This window comes from Lysobacter sp. HA35 (genome assembly GCF_054061195.1).
In genome coordinates this window covers 3107411-3129435 of the sequence record NZ_JBSSDY010000001.1, presented here as the reverse complement: position 1 = coordinate 3129435, position 22025 = coordinate 3107411, and the positions used below count along the sequence as shown (strand labels likewise).

Genomic DNA, 22025 nt, shown 5'->3' with positions numbered 1-22025 from the left:
GCGTCCGCCTCCGCCGGACGGACACCCGGCCGCTACACTAGGCGCCTTCTTCGAGGAGCTTCCCCATGTGCGGCATCGTCGGCGCGATCGCGGATCGCGATGTGGTTCCGGTCCTGATCGACGGCCTGAAGCGGCTCGAATACCGCGGTTATGACTCCGCCGGCATCGCGGTGATCGACGGCGACGACGTGCGCCGCGTGCGCCGCACCGGTCGCGTCGCCGAAATGGAGAACGCCGCCGCGCAGGAGAACTTCCACGCGCGCCTCGGCATCGGGCACACGCGCTGGGCCACTCATGGCGGCGTCACCGAAACCAATGCGCATCCGCACATCTCGTTCGGTGAGCTGGCGGTGGTGCACAACGGCATCATCGAGAACCACGAGCAGCAGCGTGATCGCCTGCGCGCGGCCGGCTACGTGTTCGAGTCGCAGACCGATACCGAAGTCATCGCGCACCTGATCCATTTCCACCAGCAGAGCGGCCTTGACCTGCTGGCGGCCACGCAGACCGCTGTGCGCGAACTCGAAGGCGCGTACGCGATCGCCGTGGTGAGCAAGCGCGATCCGGGTCGGCTGGTCGCCGCGCGCATGGGCTGCCCGCTGCTGGTCGGCCTGGGCGACGGCGAGAACTTCGTCGCCAGCGATGTGTCGGCGATCATCCAGGCCACGCGCCGCGTGATCTTCCTGGAAGAAGGCGATACCGCCGACGTCACCCGCGAATTCGTGCATGTGTTCGATGCCGAAGGCGCACCGGTCGATCGTGGCGTGCATGTGTCCGACGTTTCGCTGGCGTCGCTGGAGCTGGGGCCGTACCGCCACTTCATGCAGAAGGAAATCCACGAGCAGCCGCGCGCGGTCGCCGACACCATCGAAGCATTGATGGACAACGGTGCATTCACTGCCGAACTGTTCGGTAGCGACGCCGCCGAAGTGCTGCGCGACGTCGAAGGCGTGCAGATCCTCGCCTGCGGCACGAGCTATTACGCCGGCCTGACCGCGCGTTACTGGATCGAAGCGATCGCCAAGGTGCCGTGCACAGTGGAAATTGCGAGCGAATACCGCTATCGCAACGCGCATGCGAACCCGAAGAACCTGATCGTCACCATTTCGCAGTCGGGCGAAACGCTCGACACGATGGAAGCGCTGAAGTACGCGAAGAGCCTCGGCCACGCGAAGACGCTGTCGATCTGCAACGTGCCCGAGAGCGCGATCCCGCGTGCGAGCCGCCTCGTGTACTACACGCGCGCCGGTGCGGAGATCGGCGTGGCGTCGACCAAGGCGTTCACCACGCAGCTGGTCGCGCTGTTCACGCTGACCTGCACGCTTGCGAAGCTGCAGGGCCGACTCGATGCGACGCAGGAAGCGGCGTACATCGACGCGCTGCGCCAGCTGCCGGGCACCGTGCAGCACGCGCTCAACCTCGAGCCGCAGGTCGCGGTGTGGTCGGAGCGTTTCGCACCGAAGCAGCATGCGCTGTTCCTTGGCCGCGGCATGCATTACCCGATCGCCCTGGAAGGCGCGCTCAAGCTCAAGGAAATCTCGTACATCCACGCGGAGGCGTATCCGGCTGGCGAGCTCAAGCACGGTCCGCTTGCGCTGGTCGACGAGGCGATGCCGGTGGTGGTGATCGCACCGAACGATTCGCTGCTGGAGAAGGTGAAGTCGAACATCCAGGAAGTGCGCGCGCGCGGCGGCGAGATGTTCGTGTTCGCCGATGCCGACAGCCACTTCGGCGAGTCCGAGCAGGTGCACGTGATTCGCACGCCGCGCAATGCCGGCGTGCTGTCGCCGATCGTGCACGCAATTCCGGTGCAGTTGCTCGCGTACCACGCGGCGCTCGCACGCGGCACGGACGTCGACAAGCCGCGCAACCTCGCCAAGTCGGTGACGGTCGAATAATCGACGCACGGCGCTTGACCCTCACGTCGCGTCAGGCCGCAGGCTGTGCGGGACGGATGAGGTGATGCGATGCGTTACACGGTCAGGCAACTCGCGAAGGTTTCGGGCGTCAGCGTTCGCACGCTGCACCACTACCACGCGATCGGGCTGCTGGTGCCGGCCGAAGTCGGCGGCAACGGCTACCGCTATTACGGCCGTACTGAACTGCTGCGCCTGCAGCAGGTGCTGTTCTTCCGCGAGCTCGGCTTCGAGCTCGCGCGCATCGCGGCGGTACTCGACGACCCGGCCTTCGACCTGAAGGCCGCGCTGCTCGAACATCGCGCGCGCTTCGAAGAACGCCTCGGGCAGTTGCATCGCCTCATCCGCACCATCGACCACACGGTCGCCACCCTGGATGAGGACACGACGATGAACGGACAGACGCTGTTCGACGGTTTCGACGCGGAAAAGCAGGCCGCCTACGAGGCGGAGGTCAAAGCGAAATACGGCGAGGACGGCGAGCGCGGCATCGAGCACGCCCGTCGTACGATGTCGACGTGGTCGGCCGACCAGAAGGCCGGCTTCATCGCCGACCTGCGCGATATCGAAGGCGCACTTGCGGCAGCGATGGCCGAAGGCTATGCGGTCGACACGCCGCGCGTGCAACAGCTGATCGCGCGCCATCGCGACTGGGTCGGCCGCAGCTGGCCGCGTCCGCCCGATGCAGCGGCCTATGCCGGGCTCGCCGACTTCTACGTCGGTCATCCTGACTTCGTCGCGCGGTACGAAGCCATCGCGCCCGGTTTCGCCCAATGGCTGGCGACGGCGATGCGCGCGTTCGCGGCGGCGCGGCTGGCGTGAGCGCATGGGTGCGCGCGGCCTCCGCGCGCGCCTAACATGCCGGATCGTACCGTTCGCGCTTTGCCGGGAGCCCCGCTATGACTGCATCGTATCCCCGCCGCACCCTCGGCCAGGGCCTGACCGTTTCGGCGATCGGCCTCGGCTGCATGGGCATGTCCGACTTCTATGGCCCGAGCGAGGAAGCGACCAACCTCGCCGTGTTGAACCACGCACTCGATCGCGGCATCTGCTTCCTCGACACCGCGGACATGTACGGCGTCGGCGAAAACGAGCGGCTGCTGTCGAAGGTGCTGAATACGCGGCGCGACGACGTAGTGCTGGCGACCAAGTTCGGCAACATGCGGGCGCCCGACGGTGCGCACCTCGGCGTCAACGGCCGGCCGGAGTACGTCGCAAGCGCGTGCGATGCGAGCCTCGAGCGGCTCGGCGTCGAGACGATCGACCTGTACTACCAGCATCGCGTTGATCCAAACGTACCGATCGAAGACACCGTCGGGGCGATGAAGCGATTGGTCGAAGCCGGCAAGGTGCGGCATCTCGGCCTGTCGGAAGCGTCGGCCGCGACGATCCGTCGCGCGCATGCCGTGCATCCGATCAGCGCGCTGCAGAGCGAATACTCGCTGTGGACGCGCGACATCGAGACCGACATCCTGCCCACCTGCCGCGAGCTCGGTATCGGCGTCGTGCCCTACAGCCCGCTCGGCCGTGGCTTCCTCACCGGCGTGCTGCCGAATGCGCAGGAACTCGCGGCCAACGACGCGCGCCGCAACCATCCGCGTTTCCAGGATGCGAACGCCGCGCGCAACCAGGCGCTGGTCGATGCGGTGAAAGATCTCGCGCAGACGCGTGGCTGCACGCCCGCGCAACTCGCTCTCGCCTGGCTGCTCGCGCAGGGCGAGGACATCGTGCCGATTCCCGGCACGCGCAAGATCGAGCGCCTCGACGAAAACGCGCAGGCCGCATACATCACGCTGGACGCGAACGAGGTCGCACGCATCGACGCGGTGCTGGATGCGCATCCCGTGGCGGGTACGCGTTATCCGGCGGATGGGATGACGAAGGTGAATATCTGAGTATCGGGCGCGAGCTGCCGCGTCATGGCAGCTCGATCCTCGACTCCGATCGAAGCGCGTTCCACATCGGACGTGCTTCGACGCTCAGGACGTCGCAGCGCCCTTGAGCTCGATCGAATTGCCGTCGGGATCACTCAGGTAAAGCGAAGGCCCATCGCCTTCCGCACCGAAATTCGTTGACATGGCCTCCGGTACGTCGACGCCGTGCGCTGCAAGGTGTGCGCGGATCGCTGCTTCGTCGAACGGTTCGACGCGCAGACAGATGTGATCGACATTGCGACCGGTCGTGCCGGCGGCATTGCCACCACGACGTCCAAGCCGGCCCGCGATGTCGACCAGATCGATCATCGACGCACCTGTTCGCAGATGCACGAGCCCGAGATCGGTGCGTTCGCGCGCGATCGTGCAACCGAGCACGTCGACGTAGAAGCGTCGACTGCGTTCGAGGTCGGTAACGCGGAGCACCACGTGGTCGATGCGTTGGATATCGAAAGGACGCATGGCGGTCTCCGTTGCGGAGCATGAGCTTCGCTCGATGCGTTCCCTGGAAAGCGCGTGCGTGTGGGCTGGCGTGTTGCGCGGTCGCATCGGATGCGAACCCACGGCCGGACACTGCGGCCGTCTCAGAGCGCTAGTGAGACGACCGGCGGGCTAGCTGCCCCGTCACGTCGTTAGTAATATTACTAACAGCATGAACTTTTCAGCCTCATCCCGCCTGCATCTCGATCGGAGATACCGTGATGGGTGAGGTGCATGCGCTCGATCGCCTGCTTCGCGAACGCCCGATCTGGCGCGGGCGAACGGGGTCGCCACCTACGCAGGACGGCGTTTCAACCGGCCTTGCCGCGCTCGATTCCGTGCTTCCGGCCGGCGGCTGGCTGCCTTCCGGCCTCAATGAAGTGCTGCTGCCCGCTGACGGCGTCGGCGAGCTGGAGCTGGTCTGGCCGGCGCTCGCGCGCCTGGCGCAGCCACGCGCGCCCGTCGTGCTGGTCGCCCCGCCCTACATCCCGTATCCACCGGCCTGGCATGCAGCGGGCGTACGGCTCGATTCGCTCTACATCGTGCAAGCCAATTCGCGGGATGCGCTCTGGGCGACCGAGCAATGCCTGCGTTCGGGCGCCTGCGCGGCGGTGCTGTGCTGGACTGCGACGGACGACGATCGCCTGGTGCGTCGCCTGCAGGTCGCGGCCGAAACCGGGCGTTGCACGGGCTTCGCATTCCGGCCGATCCGTGTGGCGCGCAATCCATCCCCTGCTCCGCTGCGCATCGCGATCGAGACTGCACCGACGCGACGCCTGCGCGTGCTCAAGTGCCGGGGCGCGAATCCGCCGCCGTGGCCGATCGCGTTCCCGCGCGACGGGAGCGCCTGAGATGCAATGGGCCTGCCTGTTCCTGCCGCAGCTCGCGCTCGACGACGTGCTGCGTCGCATGGAGGACCCCAGTGCGCCCACCGCGCTCGTGCACGGGCCGCGGCAGCGTCGCGTCCTGCATTCGGTCAATCCGGCCGCGCGTACGCTCGGCCTGCGCCCGGGCATGACGCTCGCTGCCGCGCAGGCGTTCGGCATCGCCTACCGGGCGATCGATTTCGACGCCGATGCGGCCGATCGATGCCGTCGCCTTCTCGCCGCCTGGGCATACAGCTACAGCTCGCTGGTCAGCCTCGACCTGCCGCATTCCGTCGTGCTCGAGATCGGCCGCAGCCGACGCCTGTTCGGTGCATGGACCCAGCTCGTCCCCCGCATGCGCGAGGAGTTGCGGACGATGGGTTTCCGGCATCGTGTTGTGGTCGCACCGAATCCCTGGGCGGCGCGTGCGCTCGCAAACGTGCAGGACGAATTGATCGTCGATGAGGGCGACTTGCGTGCACGACTGGGTGAATTACCGATTGCGCGCACGGGCTTGCCGCATGACGTATGCACCGCGCTCGCCCGCATGGGCCTGCGTCGATGGCGCGAACTGAAAGGCGTGCCGCGATCGTCGATCGCGCGACGTTTTTCGACTGCCGTGCTCGATCACATCGACCGGCTCGAAACGGGTACACCGTCGTCGTTGACCTGGCATCGCCCAGCCGATCGCTTCGAAGCGCGTATCGAGTTCGAGTACGACGTCGAATCCAGCCAGGCACTCCTGTTTCCGTTGCGTCGCCTGACTGCGGATCTCTCGACGTTCCTGCGTAGCCGCGACGGCGGCGTGCAGCGTTTCAGCCTGTGGCTCGAACACGAGCGCAAACCCGACAGTGAAGTCGTCATCGGCCTGCTGACACCCGAACGTGAAGCCGCGGCGCTATTCGAACTCTCGCGCGGCCGGCTGGAACAGATACACGTCCCGGCACCGGTACGCGGACTGCGGTTGTGTACGGCCGAACTTCCGCCATTCGTGCCGGAAGCCGGTGACCTGTTCGATGCCCGCACACATCAGCACCTGCCATGGCCGCAGTTGCGCGAACGGCTGCGTGCCCGCCTTGGCGACACTGCTGTGCGGCCGCCAAGCTGGCGTGCGGATCATCGCCCCGAATGTGTCGTTCTCGACGAAGGTCTTGCACGCTCGCTACCGCAGTCGATGCCGTTGCGTCCCGGCTGGTTGCTGCCTATGCCTGTGGCCTGCCGTGAGCACATCGACACCGTGCATTCGGGGCCCGAGCGCATCGAAACAGGCTGGTGGGACGACAACGACATCCGTCGCGACTATTTCGTCGTCGATACCTTTGCCGGGCAACGGCTCTGGGCGTTCCGCGATGCCTGCGCCGATACGGACTTCATCCTGCATGGCCTGTTCGGTTGAGCCATGGCACTGCCGACGCTCGACACGCTACCGGCTTACGCCGAGTTGCACTGCCTCTCCGACTTCAGCTTCCAGCGCGGCGCCTCCAACGCGCGTGAGCTGTTCCAACGCGCGAAACGCCAAGGTTATGCAGCGCTCGCCATTACCGATGAGTGCACGCTCGCCGGCATCGTGCGTGCCCTGCAGGCATCAAAGGATGTCGACCTGCCGTTGATCGTTGGCAGTGAGATGTCGATCGAAGATGGGCCGCGTTGTGTGCTTCTCGTCGAATCGAAAGCAGGTTACGTCGCGCTGTGTTCGCTCATCACCGCGGCCCGTCGACGTGCCGAGAAGGGGCACTACCGCCTGCTCGCCAGCGACTTCGATCGTCCGCTCGATGGCCTGCTTGCACTGTGGCTGCCCGGCGCCGAGCCCAATGTCGCGCAAGGACGCTGGCTCGCCGAGCGGTTCCCGTCGCGGTGCTGGATCGCGGTCGAGCTTCATCGCGGCCCCGACGATGCCGCACGAACACGACAACTGCAGGAGCTCGGCATAAAACTCGGCCTGCCCTGTGTGGCGAGCGGCGATGTACACATGCATATCCGCGGCCGTCGCACGTTGCAGAACGTAATGACCGCAATACGTCTGCGCACTTCGCTGCGCGAAGCCGGCTACGCGTTGTTTCCCAACAGCGAGCGCCACCTTCGCGACCGGACGACGCTGGCGTCGCTTTATCCACGCGAGCTTCTCGACGAGACCGTCCGCATCGCATCGCGCTGTACGTTCGACCTCAAGCACGAACTCACTTACGAGTACCCGCACGAGGTGATCGGTGATGGCCACACCGCATCGAGCTGGTTGCGCAAGCTTGTCGATGACGGCATCGAAGCCCGCTGGAATGCACTCCCGGCCACTGATCTTCAGAAAGCCAAAGCGCGCCGGCTTCTCGAAAAGGAACTCGAGCTGATCGAAGAACTCGGATTCGAGAAATTCTTCCTTACTGTCCACGACGTCGTCCGCTTCGCGCGCGAACGCGGAATCCTCTGCCAGGGCCGTGGCTCGGCCGCCAATTCCGCGGTCTGCTATGCGCTTGGCATCACCGAGCTGCGGCCGGGCCACGCCAATCTTCTGCTCGAGCGTTTCATCTCAAGAAATCGAAAAAACGAACCGCCGGACATCGACGTCGACTTCGAACACGAGCGACGCGAGGAGGTTCTGCAATACGTCTTCCAACGCTATGGGCGCGAACGCGCCGCACTGGCAACTGTCGTCATCGCCTATCGCGGTCGCAGTGCGGTACGCGACGTCGGACGTGCGCTCGGCATGCCGGAGGACCAGATCTCCGAACTCGCACGCAGCCTCGACCGCTGGGGAGGCGAAGCGCCGGCAGCACAGTATCTGCGTGAGCGCGGCTTCGACCCCGATGCGCCATTGATGCGTCGACTGGTGCGTCTTTCCGAACAGCTCATCGGTTTTCCTCGCCATCTGTCACAGCATCCCGGCGGCTTCCTCATCTCGGAGCAACCGCTGTCCACGCTCGTGCCGGTCGAAAACGCCGCGATGGACGACCGTACCGTCGTGCAGTGGGACAAGGACGACATCGAATACATGGGCATGCTCAAGGTCGACTGCCTCGCGCTCGGCATGCTCACCTGTATCCGCAAGACACTGAACCTGCTTGCCGATACCGGCCGTCGAAAAATCACGCCGGCCGACCTCATGCTCGACGACGAACGCACCGATCAAGGGCAGAAGGTCTTCGAGATGATCCAACGCGCTGACAGCATCGGCGTGTTCCAGATCGAATCACGTGCGCAGATGTCGATGGCGCCGCGCATGAAGCCGGCCTGTTTCTATGACTTGGTCATCCAGATCGCGATCGTGCGACCCGGGCCGATCCAGGGCGACATGGTCCAGCCCTATCTGGAATGCCGGCGCACAGGCACCCCTGCAAAAAGTCCCAAGCCCGAGCTCGACACCGTGCTGGGCCGCACGATGGGTGTCCCGCTTTTCCAGGAACAGGTTATGCAGATAGCGATGACCGCCGCCAGCTACTCCGGCGAAGATGCCGATGCATTAAGACGCTCGATGGCCGCCTGGAAACGCAATGGCTCGGTGCTGACTCATCGAAACCGGCTGATCGGTGGCATGTTGAAGAATGGTTATCCACCGGATTTTGCCGAGCGCATCTTCAAACAGATCGAAGGCTTCGGCAGCTACGGTTTCCCTGAATCACACGCAGCCAGCTTCGCCATCCTCTGTTGGCAGAGCGCATGGCTCAAATGCCACGAGCCCGTCGCCTTCGCTGCCGCGCTGCTCAACTCGCAGCCGATGGGCTTCTATTCGCCGAGCCAGATCGTGCAGGACCTGCGACGTCATGGCGTGGAGATTCGCCCCGTCGACATCCGATACAGCGACTGGGACTGTTCGCTCGAATTCCGTGGCGCGCCGGATGATCTTTCACACCAACCCTCGCTGCGCCTCGGCCTGTGCCTGATCAAAGGCTTCGACGAAAAATGCGCCCGTCGCATCGAAGCGGCGCGTAGCGAAAGAATGTTCACCGATGCCACCGACCTCTGTCTGCGTGCGTCGCTCGATGGACGCGAACGCGATCTGCTCGCCGACGCCGGCGCACTCCGCGGCCTGCTCGGCCATCGACACAAGGCGCGCTGGCAGGTGATGGGTGTCGAAGCACAGCGTCCGCTCTTCGATATGCCGACGGCCGAACCGAGTGTCGCGCTTGCCATGCCACATATCGACGACGAGATCCGCACCGACTACGAAACGATCGGACTCACGCTCAACCGGCATCCCCTGTCGCGACTTCGCAGCGTGCTGATGCGAAAGGGGTGCCCGCGCTCTCGTGACCTCGCCACGCTGCCGAATGAATCGGCGGTCGCCTTCGCCGGCCTCGTTACGCTTCGCCAGCGTCCGCAGACGGCGAGCGGCATCACGTTCCTCACGCTCGAAGATGAGGATGGAATGGTCAACGTCGTCGTACAGCGCCGTATCGCCGAGCGCGATCGCCGGGCACTGATGGAGTCGAAGCTGATGCGGGTACGTGGCCGTCTCGAATCGAAGGACGGCGTGCGACATCTCATCGCGACGCGACTGGAAAACCTCAACGAATTGCTCGGCTCGCTTCTGGTGCGCTCGCGCGACTTCCAGTGATGCGCGAATTCGTTCGCGTCGATCCCACAAACAAAAACGCCGGCCCAAGGGCCGGCGTTTCCGCATGCGTCACGCGCGACCTCAGTGCTTGAGGTTCTTGCGCAGACGCTCCAGCGCCGACAGCTGCGCGATCGACATCGCGAGCTGGTTCTGCGCTTCCTCGAGCGACATCTTCGTGTCCTTCTGCGCGAGGATGCGCTCGGCTTCTTCCTTCGCCGCGCGAACCGCCGCCTCGTCGATGTCCTCGGCGCGCACCGCGGTGTCGGCCAGCACGGTCACGACGTTCGGCTGCACTTCGAGAATGCCGCCGGAGATCGCGAAGTCCAGGCGCTCGCCACCCGGCAGGGTGACGACAACCTTGCCCGGCTTCAGGCGGGTGATCAGCGGCGCGTGCTTCGGCGCGATGCCGAGCTCACCGAGTTCGCCGGTCGCGACGACCAGTTCGGCGTCGCCGTGGAAGATCTCCTGCTCGGCGCTGACGATGTCGCAACGGATGGTGGATGCCATGGTCTTCTCGTTTGTTTCGGAGGGCGTCGGCGCCGACTCGCATCGGCGCCGTGTCGATCAGTCGGCTCAGCCGACGATCTTCTTGGCCTTCTCGAAGGCTTCCTCGATGCCGCCGACCATGTAGAACGCCTGCTCCGGCAGGTGGTCCGCTTCACCTTCGACGATCATCTTGAAGCCGCGGATCGTGTCCTTCAGCGAGACGTACTTGCCCGGCGAACCGGTGAAGACTTCCGCCACGTGGAACGGCTGCGAGAAGAAGCGCTCGATCTTGCGCGCGCGCGACACGGCCTGCTTGTCTTCTTCCGACAGCTCGTCCATGCCGAGGATCGCGATGATGTCCTTGAGCTCCTTGTACTTCTGGAGCGTCGACTGCACCTTGCGCGCAACGTCGTAGTGCTCGTTACCGATGACGTTCGGATCGAGCTGGCGCGACGTCGAGTCGAGCGGGTCGACCGCCGGGTAGATACCCAGCGAAGCGATGTTTCGCGACAGCACGACGGTGGCGTCGAGGTGGGCGAACGTCGTCGCCGGCGACGGATCGGTCAGGTCGTCCGCGGGCACGTACACGGCCTGGATCGAGGTGATCGAACCGGTCTTGGTCGAGGTGATGCGTTCCTGCAGCACGCCCATCTCTTCAGCGAGCGTCGGCTGGTAACCGACGGCCGACGGCATACGGCCGAGCAGCGCGGACACTTCGGTACCGGCCAGCGTGTAGCGGTAGATGTTGTCGACGAACAGCAGAACGTCCTTGCCCTTGCCCGACTCGTCCTTCTCGTCGCGGAAGTACTCGGCCATGGTCAGGCCGGTCAGCGCGACGCGCAGGCGGTTGCCCGGCGGCTCGTTCATCTGGCCGTAGACCATCGCGACCTTGTCGAGGACGTTCGAGTCCTTCATCTCGTGGTAGAAGTCGTTGCCCTCGCGGGTACGCTCGCCCACGCCGGCGAACACGGACAGACCCGCATGCGCCTTCGCGATGTTGTTAATGAGTTCCATCATGTTGACGGTCTTGCCGACGCCGGCGCCGCCGAACAGGCCGACCTTGCCGCCCTTCGCGAACGGGCACATCAGGTCGATGACCTTGATGCCGGTTTCGAGCAGGTCGTTGCCCGAGGACTGATCCTCGTACGACGGCGCAGCGCGGTGGATTTCCCAATGCGCCGAAGCTTCGACCGGGCCGGCCTCGTCGATCGGACGACCGAGCACGTCCATGATGCGGCCGAGCGTACCGGCGCCGACCGGCACCGAGATCGCGCTGCCGGTGTTCGTTGCGACCAGGTTGCGCTTCAGGCCGTCGGTCGAGCCGAGTGCGATCGTGCGCACCACGCCGTCGCCGAGCTGCTGCTGGACTTCGAGCGTGATCGCGGTGCCTTCGACCTTCAGCGCGTCGTACACGCGCGGCACTGCATCGCGCGGGAACTCGACGTCGACGACCGCGCCGATGATCTGGACGATGGTGCCCGTGGTGCTGGGAGTGACCTGAGCGTTCATGGTTGTTTCCTTGGCAAATCGATTCGTTGGATGCGAGCGCGGGTGACGCGCTCAGCGGGTTGCGGCGTTTAGACCGCCGCCGCGCCGCCGACGATCTCCGAGATTTCCTGGGTGATCGCGGCCTGGCGGGCCTTGTTGTAGACGAGCTGCAGCGTGCCGATCAGCTTGCTGGCGTTGTCCGATGCGGCCTTCATCGCGACCATGCGCGCCGCATGTTCCGACGCCACGTTCTCGAGCACGGCCTGGTAGACCAGCGACTCGATGTAGCGCGAGAGCACGTGCTCGAGCACCGTCGGTGCATCGGGTTCGTAGATGTAGTCCCAGTCGTGCTGCGCCACCTTCGTGGTCGCGGCCGGCAGCGGAAGCAACTGGTCGAACGTGGCCTGCTGCGTCATCGTGTTGACGAAGTGGTTGTAGCAGACGAACACGCGGTCGACCGAGCCGGCCTCGTACGCGTCCAGCACCACCTTCACCACGCCCACGACCTGCTCGAGCTTCGGGATGTCGCCCATGTGGGTGACCGAGCCGATCAGGTTGACCTTCAGGCGACGGAAGAACACCGACGCCTTCTGACCGATCGTGACCACGTCGATCTCAACGCCCTGCTCGTGCCAGCGGCGGAACTCGCCGACCAGCTTGCGGAACATGTTGTTGTTGAGGCCGCCAGCGAGGCCGCGATCGCTCGACACGATCACGTACGCGACGCGCTTCACGTTCGCACGCTCGACCATGTACGGATGCTGGTAGTCGCCGCTCGCCTGCGCGAGATGGCCGATCACCTGCTTCATGACCCGCGCGTATGGGCGCGAGGTCTTCATGCGGTCCTGCGCCTTGCGGATCTTCGAGGCGGAGACCATTTCAAGCGCGCGCGTCACCTTGCGGGTGTTCTGCACGCTCTTGATCTTCGATTTGATTTCGCGTCCGCCTGCCATCTCTCGCTCGCTTGTGTGCTGCTAACCGGGATCGGGCGCGATTCACCGCGCCCGGATGACGGCTGGATTTACCAGCTGCCCGTCTGCTTGAACTCGGCGATCACCTGCTTGAAGGTGTTCTCGATCGAGTCGTCCCACGCGCCGGTCTGCGTGATGCGGTCGGCAAGCTCGCCCTGCGTGTTGGTGAAGTGCGAATGCAGGCCGGCTTCGAACGCGCCGATCTTCGACACCGGCACGTCGTCCATGTAGCCCTTGTCGACCGCGTAGATCGACAGTGCCTGCAGGGAGATCGACAGCGGTGCGTACTGCTTCTGCTTCATCAGCTCGGTGACGCGCTGGCCGCGCTCGAGCTGCTTGCGGGTCGCTTCGTCGAGGTCCGACGCGAACTGCGCGAACGCCGCGAGTTCACGGTACTGGGCGAGCGCGATGCGGATGCCGCCCGACAGCTTCTTGATGATCTTGGTCTGCGCAGCGCCACCGACGCGCGACACCGAGATACCCGCGTTCACGGCCGGGCGGATGCCGGCGTTGAACAGGTCGGTCTCGAGGAAGATCTGGCCGTCGGTGATCGAGATGACGTTCGTCGGGACGAACGCGGACACGTCGCCCGCCTGCGTCTCGATGATCGGCAGCGCGGTCAGCGAACCGGTCTGGCCCTTGACGCTACCGTTGGTGAACTTCTCGACGTACTCCTCGGACACGCGCGAGGCGCGCTCGAGCAGGCGGGAGTGCAGGTAGAACACGTCGCCCGGATACGCTTCGCGGCCCGGCGGACGGCGCAGCAGCAGCGAGATCTGGCGGTACGCGACGGCGTGCTTGGACAGGTCGTCGTAAATGATCAGCGCGTCCTGGCCGCGGTCGAGGAAGTACTCGCCCATGGCGCAGCCGGCGTACGGCGCGATGTACTGCATCGCGGCCGATTCCGAAGCGGTCGCGGCGACGACGATCGTGTGCGCGAGCGCGCCCTGCTCTTCCAGGCGGCGCACAACGTTCGCGACGGTCGAGTTCTTCTGGCCGATCGCGACGTAGATGCACTTAATACCGGTGCCCTTCTGCGCGATGATCGCGTCGACGGCCATCGCGGTCTTGCCGGTCTGGCGGTCGCCGATGATCAGTTCGCGCTGGCCGCGGCCGATCGGGATCATGGCGTCGACCGACTTGTAGCCGGTCTGCACGGGCTGATCGACCGATTTGCGCCAGATCACGCCCGGGGCAACCCGCTCGACCGGTGCCGACAGGCTGTGACCCAGCGGGCCCTTGCCATCGATCGGCTCGCCGAGTGCATTGAGCACGCGACCGAGCAGCTGGTCGCCGATCGGCACTTCGAGGATGCGGCCGGTGGTCTTGGCCACGGCGCCTTCGCGCAGGTGCTCGTAGTCACCGAGGACGACGGCGCCGACGGAGTCGCGCTCGAGGTTCAGCGCGAGCGCGAAGGTATTGCCCGGCAGCTCGATCATTTCGCCCTGCATCACGTCGGCCAGGCCGAAGATGCGGACGATGCCGTCGGAGACCGACGTGACCGTGCCTTCGTTGCGGGCTTCGGCGGCCAGACCGACCTGCTCGATGCGGGTCTTGATCAGTTCGCTGATTTCGGACGGGTTGAGCGTGTTCTGCATGGGAGTTTCCCTGGTTCCGACGCGGACGCCGGGAGTAGATGAATTCGTGGGCTTACGCGGCGAGCGCCGACTGCAGGCGCTCGAGCTTGCCCTTGACCGAGCCGTCGATCACGACGTCGCCGGCATCGATCACCGCGCCGCCGATCAGCGACGTGTCGATCGCCGGTTCCAGTTCGACCTCGCGGCCGAAACGGCGCTTGAGGCCGTCGCGGATCGCGGCGAGCTCGGCGTCGCTGAGCTGCGATGCGGAGGTCACGCGCGCCTTGACGACGCGCTCGGCCTCGGCGCGCAGCTGTTCGAACAGGCCGGCGATCTCGGGCAGCAGCTCGAGTCGGCGGTTGTCGGCGAGCATCGTCACGAAACGCTGCACCGATGCATCGGCGCCGTCGATCGCGAGCAGGCTCGACGCGTTGTCGGAGGTCAGCTGCGGATGCTTCAGCACCGCCTGCGCCTGCGGGTCGGCGGCGACGCGCGCAGCGAAGGCCAGCGCCTGCGACCACGCGGTGACACGGCCTTCGTCCCGCGCGGCGTTGAACGCGGCGCGGGCGTAGGGACGGGCAAGGGTCAGTGCCTGGCTCATCAATGCATCTCCGTCAGAGCTGGGCGGCCAGCTCGTCGAGCAGCGCGCGGTGGGCATTCGGATCGATCTCGCGACGCAGTACCTTCTCGGCACCGGCGACGGCGAGCGACGCGACCTGCGAACGCAGTTCCTCGCGGGCACGATTCGCGGCGGCGTCGATCTCGGCCTGCGCGGCATCCTTCTGGCGATTGGCCGTGGCCACCGCTTCGGACTGCGCCTGCTCGAGGATCTGGCTCGCGCGCTGGTGCGCCTGCTCGATGATCTCGTTGGCCTTGCTGCGCGCTTCGCGGATCGCCACGTCGGCGTTCTGCTGCGCTTCTTCCAGCTTCTTCTGACTGTTGTCGGCCGCGGCGAGGCCTTCAGCGATCTTGCGCTGACGCTCCTCGATGGCCGCGTTCAACGGCGGCCAGATGAACTTCATGGTGACCCAGATCAGCACCGCGAAGGTGAGCATCTGGCCAAAGAAGGTCATGTTGATATTCATGACAGCTCCGGTGATCGCGAGTCGGGCGTTTGGGCCCGGTCAGCCGCCCGCGAGTGCGGGCGGCCTTGAAGCAGGACAGCGGGCGATCAGCCAGCGTTCGCGGCGGCCTGGACGGCGCCGAGGAGCGGGTTGCCGAACGCGAACAACAGGCCGACGGCGAGCGCGATGATGAACGCGGCGTCGATCAGGCCGGCGAGCAGGAACATACGGCCCTGCAGCATCGGGACCAGCTCCGGCTGACGCGCGGCCGACTCGAGGAACTTCGAGCCCATCAGCGCGATGCCGAGGCAGGCGCCGATCGCGCCCAGGCCGACCATCATGCCGATCGCGATCGCGGTCATGCCCTGCAGATGAGCGATGAATTCCATGGTGTTTCTCCTGCGGATTTAAGTGAAGTTTGAAGGGTGGAACGAAAGGGTGGAGCGGTACCGCGACAGCGGAATCGGGATCAGTGGCTCTCGTACGCGCCGGCGATGTAGACGACGGTGAGAATCATGAAAATGAAGGCCTGCAGCAGCACGATCAGGATGTGGAACAGTGCCCAGGCGACGTTGAACGCCACGCCCGGCAGGAAGGTGTAGAGGCTGCCGCCAAGCAGGCCGGCGATCAGCATGAAGACGAGCTCGCCGCCGTACATGTTGCCGAACAGTCGCATCGCGAGGCTGACCGGCTTGACGCAGTACTCGATCAGATTGAGGCCGAGGTTCGCCGGCGCGAGGACGATCTTGGCGACGGCGCCGTGCGCGTGGAACGGCGCGGTCAGCAACTCCTTGCCGAAACCGCCGATGCCCTTCGCCTTCATCGAGTGGTAAAGGATGATGAAGAACACCGGCACCGACAGACCGAACGTGGTGTTGAGGTCGGCGGTCGGCACCCAGCGGAAGAAGGTGTGGTGCGCGGCTTCGGCGCCGGAGACGGTCTTGACTGCAAAGCCCGGTGCGTCGAGCGGCAGCAGGTCCATGCAGTTCATCATCACGACCCACACGAAGATCGTGAGCGCGAGCGGCGTGATCGAACGACGGTCGCCGTGGAACGTGTCCTTCACCTGGCCGTCGACGAATTCGAGGATGAGCTCGACGAACGCCTGACCCTTGGACGGGATGCCGGCGGTCGCGCGGCGCGCGGCCATGCCGAACCACAGGATGAAGATCAGTCCCAGCACCAGCGAGACCACCCACGTATCGATGTGGAAGCCGCCACCGCCCAGCTGGATGGTGTTCTGGGTCAGGTGATGCTGGATGTACTCGTTCAGGCCGCCGCCGGAACCGGTCTGCTCGCTCACTGAAGACACCTATCGATTCAGAAGTTGGGCCGGGACGGCCGCCACTGTCGCCACCAGTACGCCCACCAGAAGTGCGAGCGGAGGCAGGCGCCAGACGGCGAGGCCGAGGATGATCACAATGGCGACCGTGGCCCACTTGGCCGCCATGCCCAACAGGAGTCGCGCCATCGCGAGACCGGCGGTGCCGATCCCGCCGCCAAGGGCGATCAGCATCGACACCAGCGCCGCCGCGACGACCGCGCCGCCACCCACCGCCGTCGCGAGCGCATCGCGCACACCGAGGGGGAGGAAGGCCAGCGTGGCCAACGCCGTCGCGCCGGCTTGCCAGACGATCGCACGCGACGCCAGCCGGCGGCCTGCGGACAATGGATCGTGCACGCGGGGATCGTCGGTCTGGAGGACGGCGCGAAAGCGCCCTGTGGAGCCCCAAAAGTATAAAGGGCGTGAGTTTTCCGGGCAACCGGCGGAAGCCACGCCGGGTCGGTCGGCCGCTTCAGCTAGCCGACCCTGACGGTCCGGGACTGGCCTCGCTCTAGGTCCGCGTCGGTCGACGACAGATCGCGTGCCACCTCACGGTCTACGCCCGCTTGGGCGCGCCCAAGCAGCGAACTACCGCCGCCTGCGACCGCTCATCGCCATCGCGCGACGCGGCGGAACCTTTCGAAAAAGGCCCGGTCGTACTCCATGTCCGCGCCGGCCATGACGCCTCTCCTCGTCGACGGTGGCTTCGCGAACGCCCCGGCTCCGGCCGGGGCTTTTTATTTGTGCAGCCGGCGCATGCAACCGCGCATGCGCGACGACCTCACTTCTTCTTCGGAATGTAGAGGTCGGTGATCGTGCCTTCGAACACTTCGGCCGCCATGCCCACCGACTCGCTGAGCGTCGGATGCGGATGGATCGTCATGCCGATGTCGGCGACCTCGCACCCCATCTCGATCGCCAGCCCCACTTCGGCGATCAGATCACCCGCATGCACGCCGACGATGCCGCCGCCGATGACGCGATGCGTGGCTTCGTCGAACACGAGTTTGGTGAACCCTTCGGTGCGACCGATGCCGATCGCGCGACCGCTCGCCGCCCACGGGAACTTGCCGACGCCGACCTTCAGGCCCTTCGCCTTCGCTTCGGTTTCGGTGACGCCGACCCACGCGATCTCCGGATCGGTGTACGCCACCGACGGAATCACGCGCGCCACCCATTCCCGCTTTTCGCCCGACGCGACTTCAGCGGCGAGCTTGCCTTCGTGCGTGGCCTTGTGCGCGAGCATCGGGTTACCGACGACGTCACCGATCGCGAAGATGTGCGGCACGTTCGTGCGCATCTGCCGGTCGACCGGAATGAAGCCGCGATCGCTGACCTGCACGCCCGCGGCTTCGGCGCCGATCTTCGCGCCGTTCGGCACGCGACCGACCGCAACGAGCACGCGATCGAACGACGTTGGCGACGGTGCGCCTTCGCCTTCGAACGTCACCTTGATCCCCGACTTCGACGCTTCGACACCCGACGCCTTGACGTTGAGGTGCACGGTGACGCCCTGCTTTTTCAGGCGATCGGCAAGCGGCTTGACGAGATCGATGTCCGCGCCCGGCATCAGCTGGGCGCCGAGTTCGACCACCGTGACCTGCGAACCCAGCGCGCGGTACACCGTCGCCATTTCCAGACCGATGATGCCGCCACCGACGACCAGCAACGACTTCGGAATATCCGCGAGATCGAGCGCGTCGGTCGAGTCCATGACGCGCTTGTCGTCCCACGGGAAGTTCGGCAGCTTCACCGCCTGCGAGCCCGCGGCGATGATGCATTGCTCGAAGCGGATCAGCTGCGTGCCGGCGTCGCCCTGCACTTCGACTTCATTCGCCGACACGAAACGACCGGTGCCCTGCACCACGCGCACCTTGCGCTGCTTGGCCATGCCGGACAGGCCCTTGGTGAGCTGGCCGACGACCTTGTCCTTGTACGTGCGCAGCGCATCGAGCTGGATCTTCGGCGCGCCGAAATCGATGCCGTAGTCCTTTGCATGCTGCGCCTCATCGATCACCGCCGCCGCATGCAGCAGCGCCTTGGACGGAATGCAGCCGACGTTGAGGCAGACGCCGCCGAGCGACGCGTAACGCTCGACGAGCACGGTGTCGAGGCCGAGGTCGGCCGCGCGAAATGCAGCGGTGTAACCGCCGGGGCCGGCGCCGAGCACGAGCATGCGGCATTCGACATCGGCCTTGCGACCGCTTGCGGCCGCGGCTTTCGGTGCGGGCGCTGACGGCTGCGGCGCCGGCGCTACTTGCTTGGCGTCACCGTAGCCTTTCGCTTCCGCGCTCGATGGTGATGCAGCCACCGCATCGCGTGTTGAAGGCGCAGCTTGCGGCGCAGGTGTAGCCGCACTCGACGACGCAGCGGGCGCTGCATCGCCCGCACCTTCTGCATTCAGCACGACGATCACCGCGCCTTCCGACACCTTGTCGCCGACCTTGACGCGCACCTCGCGCACGACGCCTTCCGCCGACGACGGCACTTCCATGGTCGCCTTGTCGGATTCGAGGGTCGCGAGGCCCTGGTCCTTCGCTACGCGATCGCCGACGGCGACGAGTACCTCGATCACCGGTACGTCATCGAAGCCGCCGATGTCGGGCACTTTCACTTCGATCGGGGTCGCCATCACTTCTCCTCCGGGGTCGGTCCGGCGCCCGCGGGGGCGGCCGGTGGATCTTCATGGATCTCGCGTTCGACGTCGCGTAGCGCGTCGTTCTCGGCGAGCGCCGTGCGCTCGTTCGCCGTCGGCAGCGGCGCTGCCGGCACTGCGTCGTCCGTTTCCGGAATCACGCGGCCGCTCATCATTGCCATCGCCTCGACACCTTCGTGTCCGAACAGGCTGCGCACGTGCAGGTCGCGCTGCGGGAACGGAATCTCGATACCGTATCGCTGCAGCGCAGTGTGCAACGCCCAGTTGTAGGCCGCCTTCACCGTCGACGGCCGACGCGTGGCCTCGGCGTTGAGCCAGACGATCAGCTGGAACTCGAGGCGGCTTTCAGCGAACTCGACCAACCACACCTGCGGGCCGCGCGGGCCTTCTTTCGCGAGCGTAAAGGGCACCTCGCACGCGGCTTCGAGCGCGGCCTTCTTCACGACTTCCTTGTCGGTGCCGTAGGCGACGCCGAACGGAATGCGCATGCGGCGCGACGCTTCCAGCAGCGTCCAGTTCACCACGCGGCCGCTCACGAACTCCGCGTTGGGCACGAGGATGTTGAGGTTGTCGTTGGTGCTGATGCGCGTCGCGCGGATCTTGATGTCGCGCACGACGCCGTGCACGCCGGATTCGAGCTCGACGAAGTCGCCGATCTTGATCGAACGATCGAACAGCAGGATCAGGCCGGACAGGAAGTTGTTGAAGATCGCCTGCAGGCCGAAGCCCAGGCCGACGCCGATCGCGCCCGCGAACACGGTGAATTTCGACACCGGGATACCGGCGACTTCCAGCGCGATGAGCACGCCGAAGAACAGCAGCGCGTAACGCACGACGCGACTGATCGTGTAGATCGATGCGGCGTTGGCACCTTCGCGTTCGCCGTAGCGTGTGAGCGCGCGGCCGATGAAGCGCGACGCCGCGAAGAACAGGATGAGCAGCACGATCGCCGACGCGAGGTCGCCGACCGTGAGGTCGAGCCCCGCGACGCGCACGAGTTCGTAGTCGAGGAACGGCTGCACGCCCTGCCAGCCGTCCTGCGCGGCGTCGCGCACGCGCGCGCCGGCCGCGTGCAGGTCGCGCGCCGTCTGCGCGTGCGGCATCGTCAGAGCAGCACGCGCCGCATGTCGGCCATGAGCTGCGCGAGATATGCGGTGAAGCGCGCGGCCGATGCGCCGTCGATCACGCGGTGGTCATAGCTCAGCGACAGCGGCAGGATCAGGCGCGGCTGGAACTGCGCGCCGTCCCACACCGGTTTGATCGCCGACTTCGACACTCCGAGGATCGCGACTTCCGGCGCATTGACGATCGGCGTGAAGCTGGTGCCGCCGATGCCGCCGAGCGAGCTGATCGAGAAGCAGCCACCGGTCATGTCGGCCGGGCCGAGCTTGCCGTCGCGGGCCTTCTTCGCGAGCTCGCTGGTTTCCTGCGCGAGTTCGACCACGCCCTTTTTGTCGACGTCGCGGATCACCGGCACCACGAGGCCGTTCGGCGTGTCCGCCGCGAAGCCCACGTGGAAATACTTCTTCAGCACCAGCTTCTCACCGCTCGCGTCGAGCGATGCGTTGAAGTCCGGATATTTCTTGAGCGCGGCGACCACCGCCTTCATCAGGAACGCGAGCATCGTCACCTTGACGCCGCTCTTCTCGTTTTCCTTGTTGAGCGCGACGCGCAGTTCTTCGAGCTGCGTGATGTCCGCATCGTCGTGCTGCGTGACGTGCGGGATCATCGCCCAGTTGCGTGCGAGGTTCGCGCCGGAGAGCTTCCTGATGCGCGAGAGTTCACGCACTTCGATCTCGCCGAACTTCGCGAAGTCCACCTTCGGCCACGGCAGCAGGTTGAGGCCACCACCGAGCGATGCACCGCCCGCCGACGGCGCGGCGGTCGCGCCCGACATCACCTGCTTGACGTGCTGCTGCACGTCCTCCTTGGTGATGCGGCCACCCTTCGCGCTGCCACTGACGCGCGCAAGGTCGACGCCGAGTTCGCGCGCGAACAGGCGCACCGCGGGGCTCGCGTAGGGCACGGCATCGGGCATCAGCTCGCCGGCGTCGAAGGTCACCGGCGGCGTGCGCGGTTCGGCGGGCGGCATCGGCGCGGTCATGGTGGTCGCGGCACCGCCGTGCGTGGCGATGTCGCGCTGGGTGAGCTTGTCGGGTTCACCGGATACGGCGACAGGCTCGACGCGGTTCGGCGTTTCGGCGGGACGCGGCTGCGACGAAGACGTCGCGACCTGCGCGGTATCGGCGCCCGGCTGCGCACCGTTCGACGACGGACCGGACGTCGCTGCGGCGGGCGCGGCTGCGTCGGCCGGCTCGATCATCGCGACCAGTGCGCCTTCGGCGAGCTTGTCGCCGACCTTGACCTTGAGCTCGCGCACCACGCCGGCGAACGGCGCGGGCACTTCCATCGTCGCCTTGTCGGACTCGAGCGTGACGAGGCCCTGGTCGGCTTTCACCGTGTCGCCCACGGACACGAGCACCTCGATGACGGGGACGTCGTCGTAGTTGCCGATGTCGGGGACGCGCGCTTCCTTCAGGTCAGCCATGCAGGACTCCGCAATGAATATTGCCAAACCACCATTCTCGCCTCTGGCGACGATTGCGCCAACCGCGCCTCGACATTACATCGACGCGCGACTACCGAACGCGATGTTTCGTGCGCGTGGAAGCGACCGTCCGCGGGGCAAGGAGGGTTCAGTCGCACGAGGTTAGGTT

The 22025-nt window shown here is 65.8% G+C and carries 19 protein-coding genes; 6 read left to right on the top strand and 13 right to left on the bottom strand.

Annotated elements, in window-relative coordinates; translation table 11 throughout:
* Nucleotides 1-65: 65 nt before the first annotated feature.
* The 3 genes from glmS (at nt 66) to ACVWZN_RS15280 (ending at nt 3811) form a co-directional block, all read left to right on the top strand.
* Entirely contained in the window at nt 66-1898 is a 1833-nt protein-coding gene (gene glmS, locus ACVWZN_RS15290; RefSeq protein WP_456954561.1) for a glutamine--fructose-6-phosphate transaminase (isomerizing), read from the top strand.
* 69 nt (nt 1899-1967) lie between these two features.
* Complete coding sequence (locus ACVWZN_RS15285) at nt 1968-2738, top strand: MerR family transcriptional regulator (protein WP_456954560.1); 771 nt, start codon at nt 1968-1970, stop codon at nt 2736-2738.
* Between the two features lie 77 nt (nt 2739-2815).
* Complete coding sequence (locus ACVWZN_RS15280; protein ID WP_456954559.1) at nt 2816-3811, top strand: aldo/keto reductase; 996 nt, start codon at nt 2816-2818, stop codon at nt 3809-3811.
* Between the two features lie 84 nt (nt 3812-3895).
* Here ACVWZN_RS15280 and ACVWZN_RS15275 read toward each other — a convergent pair whose 3' ends face one another.
* Complete coding sequence (locus tag ACVWZN_RS15275) at nt 3896-4312, bottom strand: VOC family protein (RefSeq protein ID WP_456954558.1); 417 nt, start codon at nt 4310-4312, stop codon at nt 3896-3898.
* A 239-nt stretch (nt 4313-4551) separates the two neighbouring features.
* Between ACVWZN_RS15275 and imuA the strand changes: the two genes are divergently transcribed.
* Genes imuA through ACVWZN_RS15260 form a run of 3 tightly spaced genes read left to right on the top strand, consistent with a single transcriptional unit; the run spans nt 4552 to nt 9742 of the window.
* Nucleotides 4552-5181 (top strand): translesion DNA synthesis-associated protein ImuA, encoded by a 630-nt coding sequence (gene imuA / locus ACVWZN_RS15270; protein WP_456954557.1) that lies wholly within the window; start codon nt 4552-4554, stop codon nt 5179-5181.
* A gap of 1 nt (nt 5182) precedes the next feature.
* A complete protein-coding gene (locus ACVWZN_RS15265) occupies nt 5183-6592 on the top strand; it encodes a Y-family DNA polymerase (RefSeq protein WP_456954556.1) in 1410 nt (469 codons plus the stop codon).
* A 3-nt stretch (nt 6593-6595) separates the two neighbouring features.
* On the top strand, nt 6596-9742 hold the full coding sequence (locus tag ACVWZN_RS15260; RefSeq protein ID WP_456954555.1) for an error-prone DNA polymerase: 3147 nt from the start codon (nt 6596-6598) through the stop codon (nt 9740-9742).
* 81 nt (nt 9743-9823) lie between these two features.
* Here the strand turns inward: ACVWZN_RS15260 and ACVWZN_RS15255 are convergent, their stop codons facing one another.
* The 12 genes from ACVWZN_RS15255 to ACVWZN_RS15200 all read right to left on the bottom strand — a co-directional run bounded on the left by ACVWZN_RS15255 (nt 9824) and on the right by ACVWZN_RS15200 (nt 21856).
* Nucleotides 9824-10249: a F0F1 ATP synthase subunit epsilon gene (locus ACVWZN_RS15255; RefSeq protein WP_456954554.1), complete on the bottom strand. Its 426-nt coding sequence runs from the start codon at nt 10247-10249 to the stop codon at nt 9824-9826.
* 66 nt (nt 10250-10315) lie between these two features.
* Nucleotides 10316-11737 (bottom strand): F0F1 ATP synthase subunit beta, encoded by a 1422-nt coding sequence (gene atpD, locus ACVWZN_RS15250; RefSeq protein ID WP_456954553.1) that lies wholly within the window; start codon nt 11735-11737, stop codon nt 10316-10318.
* A gap of 68 nt (nt 11738-11805) precedes the next feature.
* Nucleotides 11806-12669 (bottom strand): F0F1 ATP synthase subunit gamma, encoded by an 864-nt coding sequence (gene atpG, locus ACVWZN_RS15245; protein WP_456954552.1) that lies wholly within the window; start codon nt 12667-12669, stop codon nt 11806-11808.
* Between the two features lie 68 nt (nt 12670-12737).
* Nucleotides 12738-14285, bottom strand: coding sequence for a F0F1 ATP synthase subunit alpha (gene atpA / locus ACVWZN_RS15240; protein ID WP_027083852.1), 1548 nt, complete (start codon nt 14283-14285; stop codon nt 12738-12740).
* 52 nt (nt 14286-14337) lie between these two features.
* Complete coding sequence (locus tag ACVWZN_RS15235) at nt 14338-14865, bottom strand: F0F1 ATP synthase subunit delta (protein WP_456954551.1); 528 nt, start codon at nt 14863-14865, stop codon at nt 14338-14340.
* A 13-nt stretch (nt 14866-14878) separates the two neighbouring features.
* On the bottom strand, nt 14879-15349 hold the full coding sequence (locus tag ACVWZN_RS15230) for a F0F1 ATP synthase subunit B (RefSeq protein WP_027083854.1): 471 nt from the start codon (nt 15347-15349) through the stop codon (nt 14879-14881).
* 86 nt (nt 15350-15435) lie between these two features.
* Entirely contained in the window at nt 15436-15717 is a 282-nt protein-coding gene (gene atpE, locus ACVWZN_RS15225) for a F0F1 ATP synthase subunit C (protein WP_027083855.1), read from the bottom strand.
* An 80-nt stretch (nt 15718-15797) separates the two neighbouring features.
* The gene (atpB, locus tag ACVWZN_RS15220) at nt 15798-16631 is read right to left on the bottom strand and encodes a F0F1 ATP synthase subunit A (protein ID WP_456954550.1); all 834 of its coding nucleotides are present in this window, start codon (nt 16629-16631) and stop codon (nt 15798-15800) included.
* Nucleotides 16632-16640: 9 nt separating this feature from the next.
* Nucleotides 16641-17009, bottom strand: coding sequence for a hypothetical protein (locus ACVWZN_RS15215; protein ID WP_456954549.1), 369 nt, complete (start codon nt 17007-17009; stop codon nt 16641-16643).
* A gap of 424 nt (nt 17010-17433) precedes the next feature.
* A complete protein-coding gene (gene lpdA, locus ACVWZN_RS15210) occupies nt 17434-19284 on the bottom strand; it encodes a dihydrolipoyl dehydrogenase (protein ID WP_456954548.1) in 1851 nt (616 codons plus the stop codon).
* The gene (locus ACVWZN_RS15205) at nt 19284-20411 is read right to left on the bottom strand and encodes a mechanosensitive ion channel family protein (protein WP_456954547.1); all 1128 of its coding nucleotides are present in this window, start codon (nt 20409-20411) and stop codon (nt 19284-19286) included. Before ACVWZN_RS15205 ends, lpdA begins: the two co-directional genes overlap by 1 nt.
* A 2-nt stretch (nt 20412-20413) precedes the next feature.
* Nucleotides 20414-21856, bottom strand: coding sequence for a dihydrolipoyllysine-residue acetyltransferase (locus tag ACVWZN_RS15200; protein WP_456954546.1), 1443 nt, complete (start codon nt 21854-21856; stop codon nt 20414-20416).
* Between the last annotated feature and the right edge of the window lie 169 nt (nt 21857-22025).